Consider the following 23,009-nt stretch of genomic DNA (forward strand, 5'->3'; position numbering starts at 1 on the left):
AATTGCTGGACGGGCTTCATTTCGCCGACCGCGGAACGGTCTCGGCCTTCGGCGAGGCGCTGTCGCAAGAGCGGCTGCAAGACGACGCGGCCGCGTTCGCCTTTCGTCGCCGCGTCGGCCTGGTGTTTCAGAACCCCGACGTGCAGCTCTTCTGTCCGACGGTGTTCGACGAGCTCGCGTTCGGGCCGTTGCAGCTCGGCTGGTCGAAGGACGAGATCCTCGCGCGCGTCGACGCCACGCTGACGGAATTCTCGATCGCCCATCTCAAGCATCGTCCGCCGCATCGCCTGTCCGGCGGCGAGAAGAAGCGGGTGGCGCTGGCGTCGGTGCTGATTCTCGATCCGCAAGTCCTGCTGCTGGACGAGCCGACGGCAGGGCTCGACCCGCAGAGCGCCAGCGAGCTGATCGACTACCTGGTCAAATGCCAGGGCTCGGGCCGCACGGTGATCGCGGCGACCCACGATCTCGACATCGTCGAGGACATCGCCGATCGTTGTTTCGTGCTGCAATCGGGGCGGCTGGCGGCGTCGGGCGCGGCGAGCGAAATCCTCGACGACGCGGCGCTGTGCAGAAGCGCGCACATCGCCCACGCCCATTATCATCGCCATGGCGACTCGGTCGATCACCGCCATCATCATCGCCATACCGGCGAGGCGGCGCCAGCCGCCGGCAAGGCGTCGCGCGGTTCGGAGTGACAGGCGAGGCGAGGGGGACGCGGAAGCTTGCTCCTAGCGGCGACGTTTGAGCAGACCGTCGAAACGTCGTAGCGTCGACCATCGCCGAAATGGAAGGACCGAGGGCATGGAGCGGGTCACCATCAGCATGTCCGACGAGTTCGCCGCGGAGCTTGCCGCCTTCATGGACGATTACCACTACGACAATCGATCCGAGGCGCTGCGCGACCTGGCGCGCCTCGGTCTCGAGAAGGCGCGCATCGACCACAGCACGAAGGGACAATGCGTCGCGACGCTGTCCTACGTCTTCAATCACCACACGCGCGAACTGGCGAAGCGGCTGACCGACGCCCATCACGACCATCACGATCTCCAGGTCGCGACGATGCATGTGCATCTCGACCACGACAATTGTCTCGAAGTGGCGGTGCTGCGCGGCGCCGCCGCAGCGGTCCGGGAATTCTCCAAGGCGGTGATCGCCGAGCGCAACGTCAAATACGGTCAGGTGAGTTTCGTCCCGGTCGAGATGGAGAACGAGGCGCACGCCCATGCGCACGACGGCGCGCCGCACGCGCATTCCCACGCGCATCTGCACGCGCATCCGAAAGACTGAGGCGCGTCACGCCGACGCGCCGGAGTGGCCATCAGACTGAGGAATTCCGCAGGAGAGCGCAGTCAGGACGCCGCCGCGAGTTCGTTGCGCTGGGCGCGGTGGACCATGCCGAGGAGATCGCGCGGCTCGTCGGGGTCGGCGAGCAGGTCGAGATCCTCGTGGAAGTCGCCGCCCGCCAGTTTCGAATGGACGTAACGCAGGGCGGAGAAGTCCTCGATGGCGAAGCCGACCGAGTCGAACAGGGTGACCTGATCGCGCGAGCGCCTACCGGGGTCCTCGCCGGCGATCACCCGCCACAGCTCGGTGACGGGATGATCGGCGGCGAGCTGCTGAATCTCGCCTTCGATCCGCGTCTGCGGCTTGTATTCGACGAAAATCGCCGAGCGCAGCAGGATGTCGCGATGGAGCTCGGTCTTGCCGGGGCAATCGCCGCCGACGGCGTTGATGTGCTGGCCGGCGCCGACCAGATTGTCGGTCAGCACCGTCGCGTTGTGCTTGTCGGCGGTCACGGTGGTGACGATGTCGACGCCCTCGACGGCGTCCTCGGCGCTGGCGCAGATCGTCAGGTCGAAGCCGTAGCAGGCGAGATTGGCGGCGCACTTCTCGCTCGCCCAGCGGTCGATGTCGTAAAGGCGCAGGCGATCGATTCCGATGAGCGCCTTGAAGCCGAGCGCCTGGAACTCCGATTGGGCGCCGGCGCCGACGATCGCCATCGAGCGGGACCCGGGCCGGGCGAGATGCTTCGCCGCGACGGCTGAGGTCGCTGCGGTTCTCAGCGCCGTCAGAATGGTCATCTCGCTGAGAAGCTCGGGATAGCCGGTGCCGACATCGGCCAGCAGGCCGAAAGCGGCGACGGTCTGGCGTCCCTCGCGCCGGTTCTTGGGATGGCCGTTGACGTATTTGAAGCCGTAGGTGACGCCGTCGCTGGTCGGCATCAGCTCGATCACGCCGTCGGCCGAATGGGACGCCATGCGCGAGATCTTGTCGAAGGCGGGCCAGCGGCGAAAATCCTCCTCGACGAAGCCGGCGAGATCGGTCAAGAACCGCTCGACGCCGATCGCGTTGACCAGCCGCATCATGTTGGCGACGCTGACGAACGGCACGAGGTTCAACGCGCGGCGCGTCATGACCACCTCCGGGTCGGCCGATCGAGGATGCGCCGGCCCATCAGGCTGGCGACGAGATCGACGAGCAGAATGGCGGTGCGGCCGCGCTCGTCGAGGAACGGGTTGAGCTCGACGACGTCGAGGCTGCGGACGAGACCGGCGTCGTGCAGCATCTCCATGACGAGATGGGCCTCGCGGAAGGTGGCGCCGCCCGGCACGGTGGTGCCGACCCCCGGCGCGATCTCCGGATCGAGGAAGTCGATGTCGAAGCTGACGTGGAGGATTCCGCGGCGCGACGCGACCTGGTCGAGAAAGACGCCGACCAGCGCGCCGACGCCGTGCTCGTCGATGGCGCGCATGTCGTGGACGGTGATGGCGCTGCGGGCGAGCGCCTCGCGCTCGGCCGGATCGACGCTGCGCAGGCCGACCATGCAGACGTTCTCCGGCTTCACCGGCGCGACCAGCGGCGGATACCAGCCGGCAAAACTCTCGCGGCCGGTGACGTAGGCCATCGGCACGCCGTGGAGATTGCCGCTGGTCGAACTGTCGAGGGTGTGGAAGTCGGGATGGGCGTCGAGCCACAGCACGAACAGCTCCTCGCCCCGTTGGCGGGCGCGCCGCGAGACCCCGGCGATCGAGCCGGCCGACAGGCTGTGGTCGCCGCCGAGGAAGATCGGAAAGCCCTGCGCCGCCGCTTCGTAGGCGGCCTGCTCGATGGCCGCGGTCCAGGCGGCGATCTCGCCGAGATCGCCAATGGCGCGATTGGGATGGCTTCTGGGTTCGACCGCGCCGACGGCGACCGGCGGCCGTTCGACCACCTCGCAGCCGAGGTCGCGCAGCGCCTCGGCGAGGCCGGCGGCGCGGAAGGCGCGCGCGCCCATGTCGGCGCCGCGCCGGCCGGCGCCGGCTTCGACGGGGGCCGGGACGAGAATGCAGGTCCTAGGCCGGGTCATGCGTCGCCTCCTCGCGTCAACCGGCGGTGAGGATAGCCGCAAAGTGTGGCGGAACGAACGAGCCATATTGGCAAAACAGTCGAAGAGGCTTATCGAATTGGTCTAGACAGATGCCATTTCGGTAGAGCCATGGACGCCGTCGACCAACGCCTGATCTCGATCCTGCGCCATGATGGCCGCCGGAGCATTTCCGATCTGGCGCTCGAATTGGGCGTCAGCCGCGGCACGGTGCGGGCCCGGCTCGCCAAGCTCGAGGCGGGCGGCGCGGTCATCGGCTACACCGTGGTGCTGCGCGCCGACGCGGTGTCGCCGCCGGTGCGCGGCCTGACCATGATCGAGGTGGAAGGCCGCATGCTCGATCGGGTCATCGACGCCCTCGTCGGCTTTCCCGAGGTCGGCGCGGTCCACACCACCAACGGCCGCTGGGATCTGGTGGTCGAGCTTTCGGCCCAGAGCCTCGCCGATCTCGACGACGTGCTGCGCCGGCTGCGGCAGGCGCCGGGCGTCGCCGCGTCGGAGACGATGCTGCTGCTGGCCACGCCGCGCAGCGCCAGGGCGCGGCTGTAAGCCCAGCCGAAAAATCCGCTGCGGGCCCTTGACAACGATATATCGTTTCCGACATATTGCCCGTACGATATATCGCTCAATAGATATGTCGACTTCTGACGAGGTTCCGATGTCTTCCGCTTCGCCTTCCTTCGACCGCGCCGGCGATTTCGCCCCCGACGGCGACCGCGCCGGTCCCTGGCGCCATCGCCGCGACGGGTTTGGGCCGCCGCTGCCGATCAAGCTGCTCGCCGTGGCGGGCGCTTTCTGGGTCGCGCCGCCGCTCGGCTTCGCCGCGCTCGGCTTCTGGGCCTGGCGCGCCTGGCAGCACAATGGCGGCCCCGGTCGCTGCGGCGGCCATGCCGATCATTGGCGCGACTTCGCCGAGCGCGCGCGTTCGCGTTGCGACTGGCCGCGCCGCTCGACTGGAAATACGGTTCTCGACGAGCGTCGGCGCGAGACGCTGCGCGCGATCCAGGAAGAGGCCGAGGCCTATTCCGATTTCGAGCGCCGGCAGCGCGAGTCGCGCGACCACGAGGCGTTCGACCGCTTCATGGCCGACCGCAAAACGGCGGAAGCCGCCAAGCGCGACGAACCCAAGGCGCCCGACGCGGTTTGAACGCACGCCCATTTCCGCCGCGCCGCGCTTTCTCCCGCGCGGCGCGGCGCGCTATCGTGCCGGCGACGCGCCGAAGACCGGCGATTCGCCGCTGACGGAATGACGAAAAGACATCCTCCCTTCGGCCCGGGCGAGGCCGGCGGCGACAGCGCCGACTTCGGCCACGCCGCGCATTGGCGCGGCCTGTTCGGCCGCCATCGCGGCGGGCCGTTCGCGCGCTGGCGCGGGCCGCGCATGTTCGATTCCGGCGCTTTGCGGCTGCTGGTGCTCGGCCTGATCGCCGAGGCGCCGCGGCACGGCTACGACATCATCCGCGACCTGCACGACCGCTTCCAGGGCGCCTATCGGCCGAGCCCCGGCTCGATCTATCCGATCCTGCAGACGCTGGCCGAGGCTGGCCTGGTCACCTCGGAGATGCACGGGCGCCAACGCCTGTTCGCGGTCAGCGACGAGGGGCGCGCCTATCTCGCCGAGCAGCGCGCCGAACTGGCGGCGATCAACGCCCAGCTCGCCGAAGCGTCGGGCCCGATCGGCGAATCGGCGATCGGCGAAGCGATCCAGGACTTGCGCGCGGCGCTGTACGAGAAGCTGCGCAAGAGCGCGCTCACCGCGCCTCAGGCGGCCAAGCTGCGCGAAACGCTCGAGCGGGCGCGGCGCGAGATCGAAGAGATCTGAGCGCGGCGGCATAGATTGTCTTTGGATCAACGCGATGACGAGGAGGCGCCAGATCGCGAGGGTCATGGACGGCTCCTTGGGCGGCAAAAGGGCCGCGACGGTAACGATCGCCGGCGACGAGCGATAGGCGCGCCAATGTCGCGCCGGGCGTCGCCTTGACCGCGCCGACCCCGCGGCGTCTAAAGCCCGCGCCATGGCGAACGACGAACCCGATTGGCTGACCTGGGCGCGCGAGCTGCAGGCGATCGCCCAGACCGGCCTGACCTTCTCGCGCGATCCTTACGATCGCGAGCGCTACGAGGCTTTGCGCGCGCTCGCCGCCAAGATGTTCGCGGCGCGAACCGACGCGCCGGTCGAGCGCATCGCGGCGCTGTTCGCCGGCGAGAGCGGCTACGCGACGCCGAAGATCGACGTCCGCGCCGCCGTGTTCGATCGGGCCGAGCGGCTGCTGATGGTGCGCGAGACCTCCGATGGCGGGCGCTGGACCCTGCCGGGCGGCTGGGCCGACGTGAACCGCAGCGCGGCCGAAAACGCGGTCAAGGAAGCGCTGGAGGAGAGCGGCTACACGGTGCGCTTGCTGAAGCTCGCCGCATTGTGGGACCGCACCCGCCAGCGCCACCCCGCCGGATTGTTCTCCTGCGCCAAGGTCTTCTTCGTCTGCGAGCCGACCGGCGGCGCGGCGACGACCAGCCTCGAAACTTCGGCGGTCGGCTGGTTCGCCGAAGCCGACCTGCCGCAGGATCTGTCGCTGGCGCGGGTGCTGCCGCGGCAGCTCGCCCGCATGTTCGCCCACCGGCGTGATCCCGCCCTGCCGACCGAGTTCGATTGACGGCCAAGCGCCGCCGACGATGGACGCGGCGCGGCGGCGATGCGATCGTGCGCCGCCGCAGTCCCTAGTCGAAAAGAGGGCGCCCGCCGATGAATGTTCGCCTGCTGGCCGCCACCTTGGCGCTCGCTCTCGTCGCGCCGGCGCTCGCCGACGAAGCGGCCGACCATCCAAGCTATTGGGGTTCGCCCTCGGTCGACGGCGGCAAATGCTGCGCCAGCCTCGCCGACGTGCGCGCCAACATCGATCGCATCGATAAGGCGATCGTCGCGCTGATGGCCGAGCGCGGCCAATACGTCGCCGAGGCCGGGCGCTTCAAGGCCGATCCGGCGGCGGTCAGCGCGCCGGCGCGGGTCGAAGCGATCATCGCCAAGGTCAAGGCGCTGGCGCGCGAGGACGGGCTCGCCGAAGGCGTCGCCGAACGCAGCTATCGCGCGATGATCGCCGCGTTCGAGGATTACGAACGCGAGGAATGGACGCGCCGCAACGCCGGCGCGGCGACGCCGGCGAAGTGAGGGAGTAGGGCGGTCAGCCGGCGGCGCGCCGGCGCTCTGAGGCGGTCGGCGGGGCCTTTGATCTCGGCGCTCCGTCGGCGCAAGGACATAGCTAGCGCCGCCGAGTTAGGCCGACGTTAACGCGCCGTTACATCAGCTCAGGCCCGAGCGCCAGGCCTGGGCGGCGCCGTCGATGGCGAACTGCACCGCCAGCGCCGCCAGCACCACGCCGAGCATGCGCGTCGCGACGATGTTGCCGGTCGTGCCGAGCAGGCCGGAGAGCCGCTCCGCGGCGAGAAAGGCGAGATAGCCCACCGCCATCGCCGCCGCGATGATCGCCAGCAGCCCGGCGAGCGTCAGCCAGTCGCCGTTCGCGCGGTCGGCGAGCAGCATCGTCGCGGTGATCGACCCCGGCCCGGCCATCAGCGGGATCGCCAGCGGAAACGCGGCGACGTTGCGGATGTGGTCGATCGCCATCGCGTCGGTGACGATCTCGGCGCGACGCTCCGCCTTGAGCGCGAACACCATGTCGAAGGCGATGTAGAACAGCAGCAGCCCGCCGGCGATGCGGAAGGCGGGGATCGTCACGCCGAGCGCCCCGAGCACGAACCGGCCGCCGAGCGCGAAGGCGGCGAGAATGACGAAGGCGATGACGCTGGCGCGCAGCGCGACTTCGCGTTTGGCGGCCCTCGTCATGCCGAGCGTCAGGCCGATGAACAGCGGCGCCAGGCCGGGCGGGTCGAGCGTCACCAGCAGCGTGACGAGCGCCGTCTTGAGAAAGTCGAGCGCCATCGTCAATCCCTCCCGGAAGGCGCGAGAGACGGCAACGCGCAGCGCCCGTCAAGCCCGCCCGCCTCGCGGCGTCCCGGCGGGACCGTAACAATCTGACCTTAAATAGGAATTTTCCCCCGTCGGAGGGCCCCGCGAAGGTGGCGGCGGGCGGCGGAATCAGCTACAAGCGGGCGACAAGATTCGCGTCAGGATTCCCCGCATTGAGCGACCCCAACGAACAGCGGCCAGCCCCCGGCCGGCCAGCCGACATCAAGCCCGTCTCGATCCTCGACGAAATGAAGCGCAGCTATCTCGATTACGCAATGAGCGTGATCGTCAGCCGCGCGCTGCCGGACGTCCGCGACGGGCTGAAGCCGGTGCACCGGCGCATCCTGTTTTCGATGCGCGAGCAGAACTTCACCCCCGACCGCCCCTACAACAAGTCGGCGCGCACCGTCGGCGACGTGATCGGCAAATACCATCCGCACGGCGACCTCGCGGTCTACGAAGCGATGGTGCGCATGGCGCAGGATTTCTCGATGCGCGCGCTGCTGGTCGACGGCCAGGGCAATTTCGGCTCGGTCGACGGCGACCCGCCCGCCGCGCAGCGCTACACCGAAGCGCGGCTGGCCAAGGCGGCGATGGCGCTGCTCGACGATCTCGACAAGGACACCGTCGATTTCCGTCCCAACTACGACGAGAAGGAGGACGAGCCGGTCGTTCTGCCGGCGGGCTTCCCCAATCTGCTGGTCAACGGCGCCGGCGGCATCGCCGTCGGCATGGCGACCAACATCCCGCCGCACAATCTCGGCGAGACGATCGACGGCCTGCTCGCCCTGATGGACAAGCCCGACATCGGCCTCGAAGAACTGATGGAGCTCATTCCCGGCCCGGATTTCCCCACCGGCGGCGCCATTCTCGGTCGCGCCGGCATCCGCTCCGCCTACGCCACCGGGCGCGGATCGATCATCATGCGGGCGAAAGTCGCGGTCGAGGAACTGCGCAAAGACCGCGATGCGCTGATCGTCACCGAGATCCCCTATCAGGTCAACAAGGCGGCGCTGATCGAGCGCATCGCCGACCTGGTGCGCGAGAAGCGCGTCGAGGGCATCGCCGATCTGCGCGACGAATCCGATCGCGACGGCATGCGCATCGTCATCGAGATCAAGCGCGACGCGGTCGCCGACGTGGTGCTCAACCAGTTGTGGCGCTTCACCGCGCTGCAGGCGAGCTTCGGCGCCAACATGATCGCGCTGAACGGCGGTCGGCCGGAGATGCTGACGCTGAAGGACATGTTGGTCGCCTTCCTCGACTTCCGCGATGAGGTGGTGACGCGGCGCACCAAGCATCTGCTGACCAAGGCGCGCGACGGCGCGCACATCCAGGTCGGCCTGGCGATCGCGGTCGCCAACATCGACGAAGTCATCCGCCTCATCCGCACTTCGCCCGATCAGGCGGCGGCGCGCGAGGCGTTGATGACGCGCGCCTGGCCGGCCCGCGACATGGCGCCGCTGATCGCGCTGATCGCCGATCCTCGCCACGCTTTGGCCGAAGACGGGACGATGCGTCTCTCCGAGGCCCAGGCGCGCGCGATTCTCGAATTGCGCCTGGCGCGCCTCACCGCGCTCGGCCGCGACGAGATCGCCGATGCGCTGAACAAGCTTGCCGTCGAGATCGCCGACTATCTCGACATCCTCGGCTCGCGCGTGCGGCTGATGGGCATCATCCGCGACGAGCTGACGGCGATCCGCGCCGCCTTCGCCGATCCACGCCGCACCGAGATCCTCGACAGCGAAGCCGACATGGAGGACGAGGACCTCATCCAGCGCGAGGACATGGTCGTGCTGGTGAGCCACGGCGGCTACATCAAGCGCGTGCCGCTGTCGACCTATCGCGCGCAACGGCGCGGCGGCAAGGGCCGCGCCGGCATGTCGACGCGCGAGGAGGATTTCGTCGCCCGCCTGTTCGTCGCCTCGACCCACCAGCCGGTGCTCTATTTCTCCTCGAAGGGCCAAGTCTACAAGGAAAAGGTGTGGCGGCTGCCGCTGTCGGCGCCGCAGTCGCGCGGCAAGGCGCTGGTCAATCTGCTGCCGATCGAGCCGGGCGAGCGCATCACCACCATCATGCCGCTGCCCGAGGACGAGGCGAGCTGGGAATCGCTCGACGTGATGTTCGCCACCACGCGCGGCACGGTCCGGCGCAACAAGCTTTCGGACTTCGCCCAGGTCAATCGCGCCGGCAAGATCGCGATGAAGCTCGACGAGGGCGAGAACATCGTCGACGTGCAGATCTGCTCGGACAAGCACGACGTGCTGTTGACGACGGCGAAGGGCCAGTGCATCCGCTTCGCCGTCGACGACGTGCGCGTGTTCAAGGGTCGCGACTCGATGGGCGTGCGGGGCGTCAGTCTCGCCGACGGCGACAGCGTGATCTCGCTGGCGATTCTCAGGCCGTTCGACGCGGCGAGCGAAGAGCGCGTCGCCTATCTGAAGATGCGCCGCGCCATGGCGGGCGAGACCGGCGAGGAGCCGAACGGCGGCGAGGCCGACGGCGAGGGCGAAGCCGAGACCAACGGCGACGCCGCGCTGTCGCCCGAGCGCTACGCGCAGATGTCGGCGGCCGAGCAGACGATCCTCACCGTCTCCGAAAACGGCTACGGCAAGCGCACCTCGTCGTTCGAGTACCGGTCGACCGGACGCGGCGGCAAGGGCATCGTCGCGATGGCGGTCAACCAACGCAACGGCAGCCTGGTCGCCTCGTTCCCGGTCGAGGATGGCGACGAGATCATGCTGGTGACCGACGGCGGCCAGCTCATCCGCGTGCCGGTCGACGGCATCCGCGTCGCCGGCCGCGCCACCCAGGGCGTGATCGTCTTCGACACCGCCGAGCAGGAGCGCGTCGTCTCGGTCGAGCGCATCACCGAGCCCGACGGCGAAGACGAAGAGCCGAGCGAGGCGGGCGACTGAGCGGCCTTACCGGATCGGGAGGCGGTCAGGGCGACGTCTTGGCGGAGGCCGGCGTGAGTTCGAACGTCGCGTTGAGGTTCGCGTTGACGAAGCGCTGCGCGGCGCCGAAGTCGTTGTTCATCATCATCCCGGCGCGGCGATCGTTGACGTTCGCGCCCATATTGAGCTGGCCGACCCGGCACTCGCTCTTGAACGCGGCCGCCAACGCGTCGCATTCGCGGTTGGCGAGTTCGCCGAGCGCCTGGTTGGCCTGGGCGAGGGCCTTGGTGATTTCGCTCGTCGGCGCCGACGGATCGATGACGATGCGCGCCTGAAAATTGGCGTTGACGACGATCGGTTTGGCGCTCGCGTCGGCCGGTTGGGCCGCCTCGTCCGCCCATGCCGGCGCGGCCGCCCCGACGGCGAGGCCCAAGCTCAGAAAGACGGCAGTCCGGAGTTTCATGATTTTCTCCCCATCGGTCGTCGAGGATGTCGCTGCGATGAAAGATACGCCCGTCGCGGAGCGGCGTCGCCGACGCTCGCCGATCGTAATGAACCAACCTTTGCGCGGGTTGCGGAAAATTGGCGCTCGCGTGCGTCGGCGCCGGGCCGGCGCGCCGAGGCGGGAGGAGGGCGCCCGCGCTCTTGCCGCGGCCGGGGCGGCGGGCTAACGCTTGCCCCATGGCGCGCTCCGCTTTCTATTCCGGTTCGTTCGATCCGATCACCAACGGCCACCTCGACGTCATCGTCGGCGCCGCGGCCTTTTGCGACCGGCTGACGGTCGGCGTCGGCACCAACCCCAATAAGGCGGCGCTGTTCTCAGCCGAGGAGCGGCTGTCGCTGATCCTCGACGCCGCCCGCCCGGCGCTCGCCGGCACGAGCTGCGCGCTCGACGTCGTCGCCTTCTCCGGCCTGGCGATCGCGGCGGCGCGCGCGGCGGGCGCAACGATCATCGTGCGGGGCTTACGCGACTCGACCGACTTCGATTTCGAGATGCAGATGGCGGGGATGAATGGAGCGATGGCGCCGGAAATCCGCACCGTTTTTCTGCCAGCCTCTTCGCCGGTGAGGCCGATCACGGCGACCCTGGTGCGCCAGATCGCCGAGATGGGCGGCGACGTCGCCGCCTTCGCGCCGCCCAACGTCGTGGCGGCGTTGAAGGCGAAGTTCCAGTCGCTAAAGTAAGCGGCTCAGGCGTCGGCGAAAGCCTGGCAGGCGCCGCCGCCGCAGCAGGCCTCCATCGGCGCGCCGCAGGCGGCGAGCGCCGGCGCGCTGTCGCCGCTCTTGGCCGGCGCGGCGATCAGCGACAATTGCCGCTCGAGGTCCTCGCTCTCGCAGGCCTTGCAGACCGGTGTCTCGCCGGACATCACCAGCGTCTGGAATTCCTCGCCGCAGGCGCGGCAACGATAAGCGAAAATCGGCATCTTCGTTCCGCTTGGTCGGACTGGACGCTTCGCCTCTCGACCAATTCGGCGCAAAACGCAAGCGCCGGGGCTTGACCACAGCCGCCGCGTGTGGTCCGCCCTCGGCGATGGACGCGTCGCTTCCGCCTCTACTCGCCGCCGGTTTCCTGCTTGGCTGGTCGGTCGCCTGGCCGCCGGGGCCGATCAACGCCGAGAGCGCGCGCCGGTGCCTGGCCGGCGGCTTCTGGGCGGGGTTCTCGCTGCTGCTCGGCGCCTGCTCCGGCGACGCTTTGTGGGCGGTGCTGGCGTCGCTTGGAATCGGCGTGTTGTTCGTCGCGCCGCTGGCGCGCTCGATCATGGGATTCGTCAGCGTCGCGCTGCTCGCCGCGCTGAGCCTCGTCTTCCTGCGCGGCGCCTGGCGCGCGCTGAAAGCGCCGCGCGCCGCCGTCGCCGAACCGCCGCGCTTCGACTCGCGCCGCGCCGGCTTCCTGCTCGGCGCCGGCATGGCGCTGACCAGCCCGTGGAACGTCGCCTTCTGGCTCGCGGCGATCGGGCGGCCGGAAATGGCGGGCTACCGCCTCGCCGAGCTGCTGACGATGGCGGCGGCGGTGCTCGCCGGCGCGCTGACCTGGGGGATCATCTGGGCGAGTTCGGTCACGCTCGTCGGCCGGCGCGCCGCTTCCGGGGATTCGGCGCGCTGGTGGACCTTCGGCGTCGACCTCGCCACCGCCGCGTTGATGGCCGCCTTCGCCGCGCGTTCGGCGATGCGGCTCCTCGGCGGTTAGCGGCGACGGGCGGCCCCGCCTTGCCTCCGGCGCCCGTCCCCTCGATCGCGGCGCCGCCAATTTCGAGCAGGATCTGACGGCCGAACCGCAGCGCGCCCGTGTCGCCGCGCCCCGCTTGCCGTTCGCGCCCCCTCTTGGTCCGCAGCGCCGCGACCATGCCCCCTGGCTTTCGTCGAGGAGGAGGCGCCGAAGGCTGAGGCAGGCGACCTGCGCAACGGGACCTTGTGAGTAGATTCCGATTCTCGCCGAGAATTGGCCGCGACGCGAGACTGCCGGGGGCATTGCGGTCCTTGCCAGCTGCTCGACGATGGAGAGCCGAAATGTCGACGATCTATTTCGTGCATGCGGCGACGAGTGTGGGCCGCATGGTGGCGAGGGCGGGTTCCCACGCGACGTTGGACGAGGCGCTCAACGCGGCTGCGTTCGCGCTCAGCAGCGGATCTGCTTTCGTTTGGATTGTCGATGGCGGAGGCAATCTGATTTTGCCGCCGGGTGAGATCAGAGCCCATCGGGATCGATCGGCAAGAGCGCCACAAGGTTTCGCTCGCTGATCGGATCACGACCGCCGCACGCGCCCGCAACCGGGCGCGCCGTCGCCGTCGATCGCGCAACGGTGAAGCGGCTCGGCCTTATGACCCCGCTCAACCCGCTGTCGCCAGTTGCTTGGCGCGCCGATCGGGGTTCGGACCTCATGCCGAATGGCGCCGTGCGGCCGCTCAGTCCCATAGGTGAAATCCGAACCTATCGCCGTGGCGGGGAGCCGGTATTCTGCGCCCCGCACCAAGATCGGAAGAGGCGGAGGCATGCTGGGGTACGACTTGATCGGCGGCAGTCTGGTCGCACTGGGCGCGTTGTCCATCGCGACAATGCGAGTCGGCGCCCATTGGGGATCGAGCGCGCTTTATCGGACGATCGATGGTCAGGAGGCGGCTTTTGAGCACGCCCCGAGCCGAGACGGCGATGGCGACGATCATCAACTCAGCGACCCGTCTGTCGTCGAGTCGGGAGGAAGCATGAGCCCGCGTCTAATCATCGTCTCGAACCGAGTCGCCGTGCCCGAGCCGGGAAACAAACAGATGGCGGGAGGGCTCGTGGTCGCAGTGAAAGCGGCGCTGAGAAACCGCACCGGCGTGTGGTTCGGCTGGAGCGGCAAGATCGACGAAACCGAGACGGCGGAGCCGCGCACCGTCGAGCGCAATCGCATCACCTACGCCGTCATCGATCTGTCGAAGAACGATTTTGAGGAATATTACAATGGGCTGGCGAACCGAGTCCTGTGGCCCATCCTGCACTATCGCGTCGATTTGCAGGAATATTCGCGCGCCGACCATTCAGGCTACATGCGCGTCAATCGCCAATTCGCGGACAAGCTCAGCGCCTTCCTCAGGGAGGACGACGTCGTTTGGGTGCACGACTACCATCTGATGCCGTTGGCGCGCGAACTGCGCATTCGAGGGCGCCTCAATCCGATCGGTTTCTTCCTGCACATCCCCTGCGCGCCGTTGGACATTCTGCGCACGTTGCCGCACCACGACGAGATTCTCGGCGCCCTCACATATTACGACCTGATCGGCTTTCAGACCGAAAACGATCGCGACAATTTCGCCGCCTATCTGTTGACGATGCCGGGCGCCAAAAAAGGACGCGGCCTAACTTTCGAAGTGGAGGGACGCCAGACCCGTATCGGGGCTTTCCCAGTCAGCATCGAGACCGCCACTTACGCGCGGCTCGCGCGCAATGCGGCGCGTTCGCCCTTCGCCAAGGAAATGAGGGAGAGCCTCACCGGTCTGCGTCTGGTGCTCGGCGTCGACCGGCTCGATTACTCGAAGGGCATCATTCAGCGCATCAACGCGTTCGACCGTTTTCTTGAAGTCAATCCTGAGTGGCGATCGCGCGTCACCCTGTTGCAGATCACGCCGAGGAGCCGGTCGGACATCAAGGACTACGCGGCGATCGAAGATGAAGTGACGACGCTGATCAGCAAAGTCAACGGCCGCTATGGCGAGGCGTCCTGGACGCCGATACGCTATGTCAATCGTTCCCATTCGCGCACCACGCTCGCGGGCATCTATCGCGCGGCCGATGTGGCGCTGGTTACGCCGCTTCGCGACGGCATGAACATCGTCGCCAAGGAATATGTCGCGGCGCAGGACCCGGAGAATCCCGGCGTGCTCGTGCTCTCGCAATTTGCCGGGGCCGCGGCGGAACTCACCGGGGCGCTGATCGTCAATCCCCACGAGAGCGACGCCGTGGCCGCGGCGCTGAAGCGCGCATTGGGAATGCCGCTGTTCGAGCGACGCGAACGCCACGGCCCGATGCTGGAGCATCTCTTGGTCCATAACATCGAACGCTGGGCGGAAGACTATCTTGCCGCGCTTGCCGAAACGCGGCAGCGCCCCAGCTTGCTCAGCGACCTGCGCGCGTTCCTCACGCCTTCGAAGTCGTCGACCGATCCGCGGGCGACCCCAGACGTGCGTAAACAAGCTTGAGCGAGGTTTGCGTCGGAACTCGGACTCGCTCGGCTCATCAAAGTCGCCGACAAGGCTACATACGCGCACGCTGCGCTCACAGCGGCCTCGCGGGCCTTTCGCCTCGACGTCCGCGTCAGAGGCGCAGCGACCATCGGCTGAACGGCTAATTTGGGCGCAAAACGGCAGTGCAAACGGACCCGCCGCCTCGCTCCGCCTTGCCTCGCGCGCCGGTCCCCTCTATGGCAGGGCCGCCAATTTCGAGCAGGATCCGATGGCCGAACCGCAGCGCGCCCATGTCGCCGCGCCCCGCTTGCCGGGGACGCGTTTTCTCATCGTCGAGGCGCGGTACTACGAGTCCGTCGCGGCGCTGCTGCTCGAGGGGGCGAAGGCGGCGTTCGAGGCGGCCGGCGCGACCTACGACATCGTACGGGTCACCGGCTCGTTGGAGATTCCGCCTGGTCTGGCGATCGCGCTCGAACTCGCGAGCGCCGACGGGCGTCCCTACGACGGCGCGATCGCGCTCGGCTGCGTCATTCGCGGCGAAACCTATCACTTCGAGATCGTCGCCGGCGAGTCGGCGCGCGCGCTGATGGACATGGCGGTCTCGCGCCGGCTGGCGCTCGGCAACGGGATCGTCACCGTCGAAACGCTCGAACAGGCCGAGGAGCGGGCCGATCCAAAGAGCGGCGACAAGGGCGGCGACGCGGCGCGCGCGGCGCTGGCCCTCGCCGCGCTCAAGCGCGGCGGCGCGCCACGATGAGCAAGGCCGACCGCCGCGCCGCCGCCCGGCTCGCCGCCGCGCAGGCGCTCTACGAGATGGAGGTCGCCGACAAGGGCCTCGCCGACATCCTGGCCGAGTTCGAGGCGCATTGGATCGGCCGCGAGGTCGAGGGCGATCAGTACAATCCGGCTGAGGTCGCTTTCTTCCGCGACGTCGTCTCCGGCGTGCAGAAGGATCAGCTGGCGATCGACCGCCGGCTCGACGACGCGCTGGTCAAGGGATGGCCACTGAAGCGCGTCGAAGCGCTGATGCGCGCCATTCTGCGCGCCGCCTATTACGAGCTGAAAGGGCGCCCGGACGTGCCGGGGCGGGTGGTGATCGCCGAATACGTCGACCTCGCCAACGCATTCTATGGCCCGGAAGAGAGCGGCATGATCAACGCCGTGCTCGACGCGCTGGCGCGCGAAGCGCGGCCCGAAGAGTTCGCCGCTCGCGCTTGACGCAGCGGCGGCGCGGGCTTGCGGCATTGCGCCGCGGGTGAGCCCAGCCTAATTTCAACCCAGAGTTGAGTCGGGTCGCGTCTGCCCTCGCCGACGTGGGGACACTTTGCGAAGCTTGGACTCTGCCGACGGTCGCCGCGGTCTGCTCGAATGGGCCGAGCCGGTGATCTACGATCGTCTGCGCGACGCCTACCAAAGGCGGCTCGGCGCCGGCGACGACGCGCTTCGGCTGGCGCAGCTTCACTGTCGCGTTTGGCGGGCCCTGATCGCCGGAGACGAAGCGAATTACGAAGGTCTGCGAACCGAGCTGGTCGCGGCGGCGATGCGCAGCGGCCTCGAAGTCGCGTGCCTGGGGCGAGGCGACGCTCAGACGATGGCCGAACTGCTCGACATCGTCGTCATGCGCTTTCAGCGCTCGCAGCGCCAGGCGTCGAGCTACCGCCTGGCGCTGTTCGAACTCGCCGAACGGCTGGTCGCTCGGGGCGACGCCGCGTGACCGCGGCGCGTCAGCTTCGCGTCATCAGGCGCCCAATACGCTCCTTCCGGCGCGTTGCGCGCTGTTTGGGCCGTGCCTAGGATGCCGCCGTCGTCGAGACGCGGCGCGTCCCTTGCGCGTTCGGGGCGTGAGCGAAGTTCCCTCGTTCAAGAGGAAGAAGGCGTTGTCGAATTCCGACGCTGACGAAGCGCTGGCCGGCCTGCTCGAATGGTCTGAACCCGTCGTCTTCGACTGTCTGCGCGAATGCTATGGGTTCCGGCTCGAAGAGCGGCAAGCTGCGTCGTTCGCGCATCGTCACGCGCGCCAATGGCGGGCGTTGATCGCCGGCGATATGGAGCGATTCGACGAACTTCGTCGCGACCTTGTCGACGCCTTCGCCGCTGTGGAGCTCGACGTCGGCTGCGCGCTCGAAGCCGACGCCTGCGTCCTTGCCGAACTCTACGAAATCGCCATGGCGCGCTTTGGCCGCAGCCCGCGCAGCGCCCAGGCCTATCGCGACGCGTTGACGGCGCTCGCCGGCAGGCTCGCGCCCAAGGGCAAGCGCGCCGCCGCCTGAGTTCACAATTCGCCGCGCCAGCCGCGGCCGCGCCGTTCGCGATAGAACGGGCGTGGTCGCGCGCGGTCCATGCCCGCTTGCGTCGCCGCGACGAGGTCGCCGAGCACCGCGCGGGTGATCTGCGGCAAGTCGAGGCGCAGCGCCTCGTCGAGCGGCGTCCAGATCAGCTCGGTGAGTTCGGCCTCGGCATGGACGACGCCCTCGGCGCGAAACGCGATCGACGAGGCGTCGGCGACGAAAAAGCGCGCATCGTAGCGACGCGGTCGGCCGGGCGGCGTGATCGCGCGCGCGACGAGGTCGAGACGGTCGAGCGCTGGCGCGACGCCGGTCGCGGCGAAGCGCGTCCATGCGCCTGCGGGCGGGCGCTGCGGCGCGCCGCCATCGACGACGCCGACCGCGAGGCCGGTCTCCTCGAAGGTTTCACGGATCGCCGCCAGCGCCAGCGCGCGCGCCAGGGCCGGCGAAGGGCGGCGCGTCTCGGCCATCAGCTTGGCTTCGACCAACGGGTCGAGCGGCGCGGCGACGCCCATGCGGCGGTCGGCGGGATCGAGCGCGCCGCCGGGAAAGACGTATTTGTCAGGCATGAAGGCGTGGCCGGGATGGCGCTTGCCGAGCAGGACGCGGGCGGCGCCGACCGAGCGATCGACGAGGATCAGCGTCGCCGCGTCGCGCGGCCGCAACGCCGCCGGCGGGCTCATGCCTGCTCGCGTTCGGGGTCGCCGAAGCCGTGCATGCGCACCGCCCACTGGTAGCCGATCAGCGCGCCCTTGACCCTCGGCAGCAGCGCCATGCTGAGCGCGGCGGCGACCGCGGCCCAGACGAACGCGTCGACCAGCACCGGCGAGTCCGGCCAAAGGTCCTCGGCGGCGACGACGCCGGCGACGACGAAATGGCCGACGATCAGGATCGTTATATAGGCCGGCGCGTCGTCGGCGCGCTGCGGGGTGAAATCCTCGCCGCAGGCGGGGCAGGCGTCGTTGACCTTGAGATAGGCGCGAAACAGCCGCCCTTCGCCGCAACGCGGGCAGCGGCCGGCGAGGCCGCGCCGCACCGCCAGGCCAAGCGGCCGCTGCGGCGGCGCCGCGGTCGAACTGGTCTCGCTCATCGGCGGCGCTCCTTCTTGGCGCGGGCGCCGCGTTTGCCGCCCTCCGACAGCATTTCGAAGCGCAGCGCGCCGGCGAAGGGCGCGGCTTCGAGCAGGCGCACCTCGACCGTGTCGCCGAGGCGGAAGGTCTCGCCGCTGCGCGAGCCGACCAAAGAGCGGCTCGCTTCCTCGAAGCGGTAATAGTCGGCGCCGAGGCTGGCGGCGGGGATGAAGCCGTCGGCGCCGGTGTCGCGCAGGCGGACGAACAGGCCGACGCGGGTCACGCCGGTGATGCGGGCGACAAAACGCGCGCCGACCTGATCGACCATGTGCGCCGCGATCAGCCGGTCCATCGTCTCGCGCTCGGCCGCCATCGCCCGCCGCTCGGCCGCCGAGATGCGCTCGGCGACGGCGGCGAGCGCCTTGGCGCTGGTCTCTTCGAGCCCGCCCGCGCCGAGCCGCAGCGCGCGGATCAACGCGCGATGGACGATCAGGTCGGCGTAGCGGCGGATCGGCGAGGTGAAGTGGGCGTAGCGGCGCAGGTTGAGGCCAAAGTGGCCGTAGTTCTCATTCGTGTATTCCGCCTGCGACTGGGCGCGCAGCACGACCTCGTTGACCAGAGCCTCGGCCGGCTCGCCCTTCATCTTCGATAGGACGCGGTTGAAATGGGCGGGCCGCATGCGCTCGCCCTTGGCGAGCTTGACGCCGAGGGTGGCGAGGAAATTGCTCAGCTCGCCGACCTTCTCCGGGCTCGGCGCGTCGTGGGCGCGGTAGATCAGCGGCGACTGCGCCGCCTCCAGCGTTTCGGCGGCGGCGACGTTGGCGAGGATCATGAATTCTTCGATCAGCCGATGCGCCTCCAGCCGCTCTGGCCAGCGCACGCCGACGAGCTTGCCGTCGGAATCGAGGATGAGCTTGCGCTCGGGCAGGTCGAGGTCGAGCGGATCGCGCTCCGCGCGTTCGAGCTTGATCGCGCGATGGGCGGCGTAAAGCGGCTCGAGCGCGACTTTCAGCAGCGGCTCGGTCGTCTCGTCGGCGTGTCCGTCGATCGCCGCCTGCGCCTGCTCGTAGGAGAGCTTGGCCGCCGAGCGCATCATCACGCGATGGAACGTGTGGCGGCGCTTGCGGCCGTTGGCGCCGAGGATCATCCGCACGGCGAGCGCGGGGCGATCTTCGCCGGCCTTGAGCGAGCACAGGTCGTTGGAGATGCGCTCGGGCAGCATCGGCACGACGCGGTCGGGAAAATAGACCGAATTGCCGCGCGTTTCCGCCTCGCGGTCGAGCGTCGAGCCGGCGCGGACGTAATAGGCGACGTCGGCGATGGCGACGGTGAGCACGAAGCCGCCCGGATTGGCGGGGTCGGAATCGGGCGCGGCGTGAACCGCGTCGTCGTGGTCCTTGGCGTCGGGCGGGTCGATCGTCACCAGCGGCAGGGCGCGCCAGTCTTCGCGATCGGCCATCGTCGCCGGCCGCGCCGCTTCGGCCTCAGTGAGCGCGGCTTGCGGGAAGACATGCGGGATGGCGTGGGCGGCGAGCGCGATCAGGCTCACCGCGCGTTCGGAGGCGACCGAGCCGAGCCGCTCGACGACGCGCGCCGAAGGCTGGCCGAAGCGCCCCTCGCGCAGCAGCTCGAGCGCGACGAGCTCGCCCTCCTGCGCGCCGTCGCTGAGCCCCTGGGGGATGAACAGCTCGCGCGCCGCGCCGCGCTTCTCGACCGGCAGCGCGCGGCCGGCGCCGTTGTCGAGCTCGCGATAGACGCCGAGCACGCGCCCGCGCGCGCGCTCAAGCAGCTTGACCACGCGTCCGCCGTAGGCGGGATCGCGCGGGCCGGCGTCGGGGTCGAGCTCGACCCGCATCAGCGCGCGCGCGCCGATGCCGGGGGCAGGCGCGGATTCGCGCCGCAGCCGCGGCCGTCGGACCAGAATGCGCGGCGCCTCGCCGGGGCCGTCCCACTCGACCGGGCGGGCGATCAGCTCGCCGTCACGGTCGCGCTCGACGATCTCGGCGACGACCATCGCCGGCAGCGCGCCTTGGCGCGCGAGGACCTTGCGGCCGCGCACGATCGCGCCTTCGGTTTCGAGGCTCTTCAGCAGCGCCTTCAGCGCGCTCTTGTCCTCGCCCTTCACGTTAAAGGCGCGCGCGACGTCGCGCTTGGTGACGCGCGTCGCGGGCTTCGCGCCGTTCGGCGCCGGCTGGCCGGAGAGGAAGGCGAGCAGTTCGTCGCGTGAGGGCAGGGCCCCGGTCGGGGCGGCGGCGCGCTTAGGATTTGCGCGCAAAGGGTTGGCGGTTTTGGCGCGGGCGACGCGCCGGGGTTTCATGCTTTGTGACAATGTGATTTCTTGAAGGGAGGAGTCGAAGAGCTTCGCGCCTTCGCGGCCGCAAGGCTCACGTCAATTTAGGGGGGAGTCGCCGTCCTCACAAGGCGAGAAGCGCGCCAGGCGGGGTTAGGCGCTGGTTGAAATCTCCGCGTCGCCAGAATGATCCCGGAATGAAAGTCTCGAGCGCCGCTCGGCTCTTGCGCCGCCGCGGCGCTTCGCCGCGAGCCGCGTCATCGCTGCGTTAAGGCCGCCGGTCTATCCAGGCCGGGCGCGCTCGATTGTCCGGGCGCGTGCGCCGATCGCGCGCGGGGCGGCAAGAGCCGACGCCGGCCAGAGGGGCGAGACCATGACCGAGGTTCAGGCGCCCGCCAGCTACGCCGCCGCCGCGGGCGCGGCGACGCTGGGCGAAGAACGCGCCGCGCATCAGCCGCGCGGCGGGCTCGCCGCGCTGTCGATCGGCGCGCTCGGCGTCGTCTATGGCGACATCGGCACCTCGCCGCTCTACGCCGTCGACCAGATCTTTTCCGGTCCCGCCCAGGTCGCGCCGACGGCGAGCAACGTGCTCGGCGCGATCTCGTTGGCGATCTGGTCGATCACGCTGATCGTCGCCGTCAAGTACGCGCTGCTGGTCATCAGCGCGCAGAACGAAGGCGAAGGCGGCGTCTTCGCGCTCTACAGCCTCCTTCATCCGTTCAAGCATAAGCAGCGCAGCGCGTTCGTGCTGCTATGGGGGCTGATGCTGGGAGCCGGCCTGCTGTTCGGCGACGGCATGATCACGCCGGCGATCAGCGTGCTGTCGGCGGTCGAGGGGCTCAAGGTCGCCACGCCCGCTTTCGCCCCCTACGTCATACCGATCACCGTCGGGCTGCTGACCGGGCTGTTCGCCATCCAGTTCAAGGGCGCTTCGCGCATCGGAATCGTCTTCGGGCCGGTCCTCGTCGTCTGGTTCGTCGTCATCGCGATCCTCGGCCTGGCGCAGATCGTCCGCCAGCCGCAGATCCTGTGGGCGTTCGACCCGTGGCTCGGCTTGGCGTTCCTCGGCCGGGCGGGATTCCGCGAGGCGCTGCTGATCCTCGGCGCGCTGATGCTGGTGGTGACCGGAGGCGAAGCGATGTACGCCGACCTCGGTCATCTCGGCGCGCGGCCGATCCGGGTCTCGTGGTTCGCGATCGTCTTTCCCGCCCTCATCGCCAATTATCTCGGGCAGGGCGCCTATCTCCTCGGCGGCGACCCGGTGGTCAACGGCGCCCTGTTCTACAGCATGGCGCCGGCGGCGGCGATCTATCCGCTGACCCTGCTCGCCACCGTCGCCACCGTCGTCGCCTCGCAGGCGCTGATCTCCGGCGCCTTCTCGCTGTTCTCGCAGGCGATCGGCATCGGCCTGATGCCGCGCATCGCCGTCCAACACACCGATCGCGCCCATTCCGGCCAGATCTACATCCCGTTCGTCAATTGGGCGCTGTATCTGGGCTGCGTCGCGCTGGTCGTCGCTTTCGGCTCGTCTTCGGCGCTTGCGGCGGCTTACGGCCTCGCGGTCGCCGGCGTCATGCTGGTCACCTCGTTGGCGATGTTCGCCGTCGCCTGCAACTGCTGGCGATGGAGCGCGGCGCGCGCGGCCCTGGTGTGGGGGCCGTTCACCGCAATCAACGCCGCTTTCCTCGTCGCCAGTTCGCTCAAGTTCCTCGAAGGCGGCTTCGTGCCGCTGACCGTCGGCGGCGCGATCTTTCTCGTCATGGCGACATGGCGCTGGGGCCGCAAGGCGACTTTCGCCGCCTATGCGGCGAAGTCGACGATGACGATCGCGCAAGTGATCGGCCTCCACCGCGGCGCGCCCTTTCTGCTCGAACGCAACGCGCTGTTGATGTCGCCCTACCCGCTGCGCCGCCCCGAAGATCGCGCGCCCGCGCTGGTGACGCTGTTGTGGGAGCACGGCGGCGCGCTGCCGCGCAACATGATCTTCGTCGAAGTCGCCCACCCCAAGGTCCCGTTCATCCGCGAAAACCGCTGCCAGGTCACCGTCTTCGACCGCGACGAACGACGCGGCGGCGTCATCGGCGTCGAGCTCAGCTTCGGCTTCATGGAGGAGCCGAATGTCGAGCGCTATCTCGTTGACATGGCGCGCCACAAGGAGATCGACCTGTCGGCGCAGAAGAGCCAGTGGATCGTCCACGTCGCCCACGAGAACCTGCTGCCCGACGGGCGGATGGGCCTGTTGCGGCGCTTGCGCTTCCGCCTGTTCGTCTTGCTGCGGCTGGTGTCGCGTCCGTCCTATTACGGCTACGGCCTCGGCGACGAAGTGCGGCTCTCGGCCGAAATCATCCCGGTGCGGGTGCGGTAGAGCCGCAGGCGGGAAGCGCCACCCGCGTCGCGACGCCCTCAGCCCTGAGCGCGCTTGCCGATCACCAGCAAGGTGAAAAGGCGCAGCGGCGCCAGCCGGCGCCGCTCGATCAGCT

Annotated in this window: 25 protein-coding genes; 17 read left to right on the forward strand and 8 right to left on the reverse strand. The window is 69.1% G+C overall.

Features of this window, described 5'->3' with window-relative positions; all coding sequences use genetic code 11:
* The coding region (locus ABSF49_RS09170; protein WP_424112342.1) for an energy-coupling factor ABC transporter ATP-binding protein at positions 1-695 on the forward strand (695 nt) is incomplete at its 5' end.
* A 106-nt stretch (positions 696-801) separates the two neighbouring features.
* A complete protein-coding gene (nikR, locus tag ABSF49_RS09175; RefSeq protein WP_424112343.1) occupies positions 802-1,287 on the forward strand; it encodes a nickel-responsive transcriptional regulator NikR in 486 nt (161 codons plus the stop codon).
* Positions 1,288-1,349: 62 nt separating this feature from the next.
* Here nikR and ocd read toward each other — a convergent pair whose 3' ends face one another.
* On the reverse strand, positions 1,350-2,414 hold the full coding sequence (gene ocd, locus ABSF49_RS09180; protein ID WP_424112344.1) for an ornithine cyclodeaminase: 1,065 nt from the start codon (positions 2,412-2,414) through the stop codon (positions 1,350-1,352).
* Complete coding sequence (gene rocF, locus ABSF49_RS09185) at positions 2,411-3,346, reverse strand: arginase (RefSeq protein ID WP_424112345.1); 936 nt, start codon at positions 3,344-3,346, stop codon at positions 2,411-2,413. Before rocF ends, ocd begins: the two co-directional genes overlap by 4 nt.
* A gap of 129 nt (positions 3,347-3,475) precedes the next feature.
* On the opposite strand from rocF, the gene ABSF49_RS09190 reads away from it, so the two are divergent.
* From ABSF49_RS09190 to ABSF49_RS09210, 5 genes are all read left to right on the forward strand, one after another.
* Positions 3,476-3,913 (forward strand): Lrp/AsnC family transcriptional regulator, encoded by a 438-nt coding sequence (locus tag ABSF49_RS09190; RefSeq protein WP_424112346.1) that lies wholly within the window; start codon positions 3,476-3,478, stop codon positions 3,911-3,913.
* A 109-nt stretch (positions 3,914-4,022) separates the two neighbouring features.
* Complete coding sequence (locus tag ABSF49_RS09195; protein ID WP_424112347.1) at positions 4,023-4,511, forward strand: DUF2852 domain-containing protein; 489 nt, start codon at positions 4,023-4,025, stop codon at positions 4,509-4,511.
* Between the two features lie 99 nt (positions 4,512-4,610).
* On the forward strand, positions 4,611-5,186 hold the full coding sequence (locus tag ABSF49_RS09200) for a PadR family transcriptional regulator (RefSeq protein WP_424112348.1): 576 nt from the start codon (positions 4,611-4,613) through the stop codon (positions 5,184-5,186).
* Between the two features lie 193 nt (positions 5,187-5,379).
* On the forward strand, positions 5,380-6,015 hold the full coding sequence (locus ABSF49_RS09205) for an NUDIX hydrolase (RefSeq protein ID WP_424112349.1): 636 nt from the start codon (positions 5,380-5,382) through the stop codon (positions 6,013-6,015).
* Between the two features lie 89 nt (positions 6,016-6,104).
* Positions 6,105-6,527, forward strand: a complete 423-nt coding sequence (locus ABSF49_RS09210) for a chorismate mutase (RefSeq protein ID WP_424112350.1) — start codon at positions 6,105-6,107, stop codon at positions 6,525-6,527.
* Between the two features lie 132 nt (positions 6,528-6,659).
* Here the strand turns inward: ABSF49_RS09210 and ABSF49_RS09215 are convergent, their stop codons facing one another.
* Positions 6,660-7,298: a MarC family protein gene (locus tag ABSF49_RS09215; RefSeq protein ID WP_424112351.1), complete on the reverse strand. Its 639-nt coding sequence runs from the start codon at positions 7,296-7,298 to the stop codon at positions 6,660-6,662.
* 200 nt (positions 7,299-7,498) lie between these two features.
* Here ABSF49_RS09215 and gyrA point away from each other — a divergent pair, with 200 nt between their 5' ends.
* On the forward strand, positions 7,499-10,243 hold the full coding sequence (gene gyrA, locus ABSF49_RS09220; protein ID WP_424112352.1) for a DNA gyrase subunit A: 2,745 nt from the start codon (positions 7,499-7,501) through the stop codon (positions 10,241-10,243).
* Positions 10,244-10,268: 25 nt separating this feature from the next.
* Here the strand turns inward: gyrA and ABSF49_RS09225 are convergent, their stop codons facing one another.
* Entirely contained in the window at positions 10,269-10,685 is a 417-nt protein-coding gene (locus ABSF49_RS09225; RefSeq protein WP_424112353.1) for a hypothetical protein, read from the reverse strand.
* A 218-nt stretch (positions 10,686-10,903) separates the two neighbouring features.
* Here ABSF49_RS09225 and coaD point away from each other — a divergent pair, with 218 nt between their 5' ends.
* Positions 10,904-11,407 carry a pantetheine-phosphate adenylyltransferase gene (coaD, locus tag ABSF49_RS09230; protein WP_424112354.1) on the forward strand — a complete coding sequence of 168 codons (504 nt, stop codon included), beginning with the start codon at positions 10,904-10,906 and terminating at the stop codon, positions 11,405-11,407.
* Positions 11,408-11,412: 5 nt separating this feature from the next.
* On the opposite strand, the gene ABSF49_RS09235 is transcribed toward coaD, so the two are convergent.
* Positions 11,413-11,646, reverse strand: coding sequence for an FmdB family zinc ribbon protein (locus tag ABSF49_RS09235; protein WP_424112355.1), 234 nt, complete (start codon positions 11,644-11,646; stop codon positions 11,413-11,415).
* A 107-nt stretch (positions 11,647-11,753) separates the two neighbouring features.
* On the opposite strand from ABSF49_RS09235, the gene ABSF49_RS09240 reads away from it, so the two are divergent.
* The 7 genes from ABSF49_RS09240 to ABSF49_RS09270 all read left to right on the forward strand — a co-directional run bounded on the left by ABSF49_RS09240 (position 11,754) and on the right by ABSF49_RS09270 (position 17,154).
* Positions 11,754-12,410: a LysE family translocator gene (locus ABSF49_RS09240; protein WP_424112356.1), complete on the forward strand. Its 657-nt coding sequence runs from the start codon at positions 11,754-11,756 to the stop codon at positions 12,408-12,410.
* Positions 12,411-12,730: 320 nt separating this feature from the next.
* Positions 12,731-12,961, forward strand: a complete 231-nt coding sequence (locus tag ABSF49_RS09245; RefSeq protein WP_424112357.1) for a hypothetical protein — start codon at positions 12,731-12,733, stop codon at positions 12,959-12,961.
* A 462-nt stretch (positions 12,962-13,423) separates the two neighbouring features.
* Positions 13,424-14,899, forward strand: a complete 1,476-nt coding sequence (otsA, locus tag ABSF49_RS09250) for an alpha,alpha-trehalose-phosphate synthase (UDP-forming) (RefSeq protein ID WP_424112358.1) — start codon at positions 13,424-13,426, stop codon at positions 14,897-14,899.
* A gap of 253 nt (positions 14,900-15,152) precedes the next feature.
* Positions 15,153-15,641 (forward strand): 6,7-dimethyl-8-ribityllumazine synthase, encoded by a 489-nt coding sequence (gene ribH, locus ABSF49_RS09255; protein WP_424112359.1) that lies wholly within the window; start codon positions 15,153-15,155, stop codon positions 15,639-15,641.
* Entirely contained in the window at positions 15,638-16,102 is a 465-nt protein-coding gene (nusB, locus tag ABSF49_RS09260) for a transcription antitermination factor NusB (RefSeq protein ID WP_424112360.1), read from the forward strand. Before ribH ends, nusB begins: the two co-directional genes overlap by 4 nt.
* Positions 16,103-16,217: 115 nt before the next feature.
* A complete protein-coding gene (locus ABSF49_RS09265; RefSeq protein WP_424112361.1) occupies positions 16,218-16,598 on the forward strand; it encodes a hypothetical protein in 381 nt (126 codons plus the stop codon).
* Between the two features lie 127 nt (positions 16,599-16,725).
* Positions 16,726-17,154, forward strand: coding sequence for a hypothetical protein (locus ABSF49_RS09270; protein ID WP_424112362.1), 429 nt, complete (start codon positions 16,726-16,728; stop codon positions 17,152-17,154).
* Between the two features lie 2 nt (positions 17,155-17,156).
* Here the strand turns inward: ABSF49_RS09270 and ABSF49_RS09275 are convergent, their stop codons facing one another.
* Genes ABSF49_RS09275 through rnr form a run of 3 tightly spaced genes read right to left on the reverse strand, consistent with a single transcriptional unit; the run spans position 17,157 to position 20,556 of the window.
* The gene (locus ABSF49_RS09275; protein ID WP_424112363.1) at positions 17,157-17,852 is read right to left on the reverse strand and encodes an NUDIX hydrolase; all 696 of its coding nucleotides are present in this window, start codon (positions 17,850-17,852) and stop codon (positions 17,157-17,159) included.
* Entirely contained in the window at positions 17,849-18,259 is a 411-nt protein-coding gene (locus tag ABSF49_RS09280; protein ID WP_424112364.1) for a DUF983 domain-containing protein, read from the reverse strand. Before ABSF49_RS09280 ends, ABSF49_RS09275 begins: the two co-directional genes overlap by 4 nt.
* On the reverse strand, positions 18,256-20,556 hold the full coding sequence (gene rnr, locus ABSF49_RS09285; RefSeq protein ID WP_424112365.1) for a ribonuclease R: 2,301 nt from the start codon (positions 20,554-20,556) through the stop codon (positions 18,256-18,258). The genes ABSF49_RS09280 and rnr overlap by 4 nt, the downstream gene beginning before the upstream one ends.
* A gap of 346 nt (positions 20,557-20,902) precedes the next feature.
* On the opposite strand from rnr, the gene ABSF49_RS09290 reads away from it, so the two are divergent.
* Positions 20,903-22,894 (forward strand): KUP/HAK/KT family potassium transporter, encoded by a 1,992-nt coding sequence (locus tag ABSF49_RS09290; RefSeq protein ID WP_424112366.1) that lies wholly within the window; start codon positions 20,903-20,905, stop codon positions 22,892-22,894.
* Positions 22,895-23,009 lie beyond the last annotated feature (115 nt).

The organism is Roseiarcus sp., from assembly GCF_049514155.1.
Taxonomy (GTDB): Bacteria; Pseudomonadota; Alphaproteobacteria; order Rhizobiales; family Beijerinckiaceae; genus Roseiarcus.

Bases quoted from the DNA above. Each gene is read 5' to 3' on its own strand.
- nikR (WP_424112343.1), top strand. From the start codon at position 802: ATGGAGCGGGTCACCATCAGCATGTCCGACGAGTTCGCCGCGGAGCTT.
- ocd (WP_424112344.1), bottom strand. From the start codon at position 2,414: ATGACGCGCCGCGCGTTGAACCTCGTGCCGTTCGTCAGCGTCGCCAAC.
- rocF (WP_424112345.1), bottom strand. From the start codon at position 3,346: ATGACCCGGCCTAGGACCTGCATTCTCGTCCCGGCCCCCGTCGAAGCC.
- ABSF49_RS09190 (WP_424112346.1), top strand. From the start codon at position 3,476: ATGGACGCCGTCGACCAACGCCTGATCTCGATCCTGCGCCATGATGGC.
- ABSF49_RS09195 (WP_424112347.1), top strand. From the start codon at position 4,023: ATGTCTTCCGCTTCGCCTTCCTTCGACCGCGCCGGCGATTTCGCCCCC.
- ABSF49_RS09200 (WP_424112348.1), top strand. From the start codon at position 4,611: ATGACGAAAAGACATCCTCCCTTCGGCCCGGGCGAGGCCGGCGGCGAC.
- ABSF49_RS09205 (WP_424112349.1), top strand. From the start codon at position 5,380: ATGGCGAACGACGAACCCGATTGGCTGACCTGGGCGCGCGAGCTGCAG.
- ABSF49_RS09210 (WP_424112350.1), top strand. From the start codon at position 6,105: ATGAATGTTCGCCTGCTGGCCGCCACCTTGGCGCTCGCTCTCGTCGCG.
- ABSF49_RS09215 (WP_424112351.1), bottom strand. From the start codon at position 7,298: ATGGCGCTCGACTTTCTCAAGACGGCGCTCGTCACGCTGCTGGTGACG.
- ABSF49_RS09225 (WP_424112353.1), bottom strand. From the start codon at position 10,685: ATGAAACTCCGGACTGCCGTCTTTCTGAGCTTGGGCCTCGCCGTCGGG.
- coaD (WP_424112354.1), top strand. From the start codon at position 10,904: ATGGCGCGCTCCGCTTTCTATTCCGGTTCGTTCGATCCGATCACCAAC.
- ABSF49_RS09235 (WP_424112355.1), bottom strand. From the start codon at position 11,646: ATGCCGATTTTCGCTTATCGTTGCCGCGCCTGCGGCGAGGAATTCCAG.
- ABSF49_RS09240 (WP_424112356.1), top strand. From the start codon at position 11,754: ATGGACGCGTCGCTTCCGCCTCTACTCGCCGCCGGTTTCCTGCTTGGC.
- ABSF49_RS09245 (WP_424112357.1), top strand. From the start codon at position 12,731: ATGTCGACGATCTATTTCGTGCATGCGGCGACGAGTGTGGGCCGCATG.
- otsA (WP_424112358.1), top strand. From the start codon at position 13,424: ATGAGCCCGCGTCTAATCATCGTCTCGAACCGAGTCGCCGTGCCCGAG.
- ribH (WP_424112359.1), top strand. From the start codon at position 15,153: ATGGCCGAACCGCAGCGCGCCCATGTCGCCGCGCCCCGCTTGCCGGGG.
- nusB (WP_424112360.1), top strand. From the start codon at position 15,638: ATGAGCAAGGCCGACCGCCGCGCCGCCGCCCGGCTCGCCGCCGCGCAG.
- ABSF49_RS09275 (WP_424112363.1), bottom strand. From the start codon at position 17,852: ATGAGCCCGCCGGCGGCGTTGCGGCCGCGCGACGCGGCGACGCTGATC.
- ABSF49_RS09280 (WP_424112364.1), bottom strand. From the start codon at position 18,259: ATGAGCGAGACCAGTTCGACCGCGGCGCCGCCGCAGCGGCCGCTTGGC.
- rnr (WP_424112365.1), bottom strand. From the start codon at position 20,556: ATGAAACCCCGGCGCGTCGCCCGCGCCAAAACCGCCAACCCTTTGCGC.
- ABSF49_RS09290 (WP_424112366.1), top strand. From the start codon at position 20,903: ATGACCGAGGTTCAGGCGCCCGCCAGCTACGCCGCCGCCGCGGGCGCG.